Here is a 2,698-nt window from a genome sequence, read left to right as displayed (position 1 = left end):
CGGGTACAACGTCATCAGAAGGCCCTCGGTATGGAAACGGTTGGCTCGACACCACCGGACCTACCGAGGGCCTTCCCTCACCTCAACCCGACACGCCGCCGCACCCCAAATCTCAAACACTCACTAATAAGGGGCCCTTCCTTACAAGCGGCGGGGGCCGGTGTCCGGGCGCGCCACCTCCGCGCCGGTGCGCACGGTGGCGTGCAGCACCGAGATGCCGTCCGGCCGGGCCAGCACCGGATTCAGCGTGAGCGACCGCACCCGGGGCTGCTCGTCGGCGAGCCGCCCGACCCGCACCAGCAGGTCGACCAGCGCCGCCCGGTCCACCGGCGCGGCGCCCCGGTGCCCGCGCAGCAGCGGCGCGGCCCGGGGCTCGTCGACCAGTTCGGCGGCGTCCCGGTCGGTCAGCGGCACCGCCCGCCAGGCCCGGTCGCCGAGCAGCTCGGTCGCCACGCCGCCGAGCCCGAACCCGACCACCGGCCCGAACGCCGGATCCTCCACCAGCTCCACCACGCACGCCACGCCGGGCGCGACCATCGGCTGGACCAGCACCTCCGCGCCGAACGCCGGTGCCATCTCGGCGTACGCGCGGCGCAGCGCGGCGGCGTCGGCCAGGTCGAGGCGTACCGCGCCGAGGTCGAGGCGGTGCCGCAGCCCGGGGGCGGCGGCCTTGAGCGCCACCGGCCAGCCGAGCCGCTCGGCGGCGGCCAGCGCCTCCTCCGTCGTCGTCGCCGGGACCGACTCCACCACGTCGATGCCGTACGCGCGCAGCAACGCCGCCGCGTCGGCCCCGTCGGGCCGCAGCGCGGCGTGCCCGGCCGTCCGGTCCACGTCGGCCAGTTCCGGCAGCACCCCGGCGGGCCGGCGCAGCCAGTCCGCGTACGCGGTCACCCGGCCCAGCGCGCGTACCGCCTCCTCGACGCTCGGGTACGCCGGCACCCCGGCCGGCACCAGCCCGGCGAGGAACGTCGCCACCACCGGCTTGCCGGTGACCCGCGCGTCGGGCAGCGCCGAGGCGAAGTCGGCCACCGGGTCGGCGAGCTGCCCCGGCAGCGGCGGCGCGAACACCGCCACCACGGCGTCGACCCGCTCGTCGGCGACCGCGTCACCGAGCGCGGCGGCGTACGCGGCGGCCCCGGCGCTCGGCCCGACGTCCCGCGGGTACCCGTCGGCGACCGTCAGTCCCTGAGCGGCGCAGGCGGTGGCGGCCAGCCCGGTCAGCGCCGACGAGTTGCCCACCACGGCGACCCGCCGCCCGGCGGGCAGCGGCTGGTGGGCCAGCAGCACACCCACGTCGAGCAGCTCGGACACGGTGTCCACCCGGATCACCCCGGACTGGGCGAACAGCGCGCTCACCGCCGCCGCGTCCAGCGCGGGCGCCTCCCCCACGCCCGGCGGCCGGGCCAGCGAGGCGAGCGCCACCACAGGCTTGCTACGGCCGATGCGCCGGGCCAGCCGGGCGAACTTGCGCGGGTTGCCGAACGTCTCCAGGTAGAGCGTGATGACGTCGGTGGCCGGGTCGTCCTGCCAGTACTGCAGCAGGTCGTTGCCGGACACGTCGGCCCGGTTGCCGGCCGACACGAAGCTGGACAGGCCGAGCCCGCGCCGGGACGCCTCGGCCAGCAGCGCCACCCCGAACGCGCCGGACTGGCTGAACACGCCGACCCGGCCCGCCGCGGGCAGCACCGGGGCGAGCGTGGCGTTGAGGCGTACCGCCGGGTCGGTGTTGGCGACGCCGAGGCAGTTCGGGCCGACCACCCGCATGCCGGCCAGGTGCGCGGCGCGGACCAGCGCGCGCTGCGCCGCCGCACCGGCCGGGCCGGACTCGGCGAACCCGGCCGAGATCACCACCAGGCCGTGCGCACCGGCGCGTGCGGCGTCGTGCACCACGTCGGTCACCGCGTCCGGCGGCACCGCCACCACGGCGAGGTCGACGTCCTGACCGGCGTCGGCCGCCGACGGGTACGCGGGCAGCCCCGCCACCGTCGCCGCGCTCGGGTGCACCGGCACGATCGCGCCGGTGAACCCGCCGTCGCGCAGGTGCCCGAGCAGCGCCGCGCCGACGCCCTGACCGGTGGTGCTGGCGCCGTAGACGGCGATGCCGCGTGGCGCGAGCAGCCGGGCGATCGAGCGGGCCTCGGTACGGTGCTCCCGGCCGCGCTGCACCTCGAGCGTCGCCTCGGTCGGCGCGATCGGGAAGGTCAGGTGCACCACGCCGTCGGCGTACTGGCGCTGGACCTGGTAGCCGAAGTCGGCGAAGACCCGCAACATCGCCCCGTTGGCCGGGAGCACCTCGGCGACGAAGTGCACGATGCCGTTGCGTCCGGCCGCGTCGGCCAGGTGCTCCAGCAGCACCGAGCCGATGCCCCGGCCCTGGTAGGCGTCCTCGACCACGAACGCCACCTCGGCCTCCGGCGAGGCGGGGCCGAGGCGCTCGTACCGGCCGACGGCGACGATCCGCTCGCCGGCCAGCACCACGAACGCCTCCCGGTCGCGGTGGTCGACGTTGACGAAGCGCTTCAGGTCGCGTTCCGGGATACGCGGGTACGGCGAGAAGTAGCGCAGGTAGCGGGTGCGCTCGGAGAAGCGGCCGTGCATCGCCACGATCTCGGGCGCGTCCTCGGGACGGATCTGTCGCAGCTGGACGGTCGTACCGTCGCTGAGCAGCACGTCCACCGGTTGTTCGACGGTGGTCACC

Annotated in this window: 1 protein-coding gene; it reads right to left on the bottom strand. The window is 76.2% G+C overall.

Features of this window, described 5'->3' with window-relative positions; genetic code table 11:
- Window positions 1-141: 141 nt before the first annotated feature.
- On the bottom strand, window positions 142-2,697 hold the full coding sequence (locus KBX39_RS28255; protein ID WP_210873444.1) for a bifunctional GNAT family N-acetyltransferase/acetate--CoA ligase family protein: 2,556 nt from the start codon (window positions 2,695-2,697) through the stop codon (window positions 142-144).
- Between the last annotated feature and the right edge of the window lies 1 nt (window position 2,698).

The organism is Micromonospora sp. D75 (assembly GCF_018070405.1).
Taxonomy (GTDB): Bacteria; Actinomycetota; Actinomycetes; order Mycobacteriales; family Micromonosporaceae; genus Micromonospora; species Micromonospora chalcea.
The sequence above is the reverse complement of the archived record's forward strand: the minus strand, read 5'-3'. Positions and strand labels throughout refer to the sequence as shown.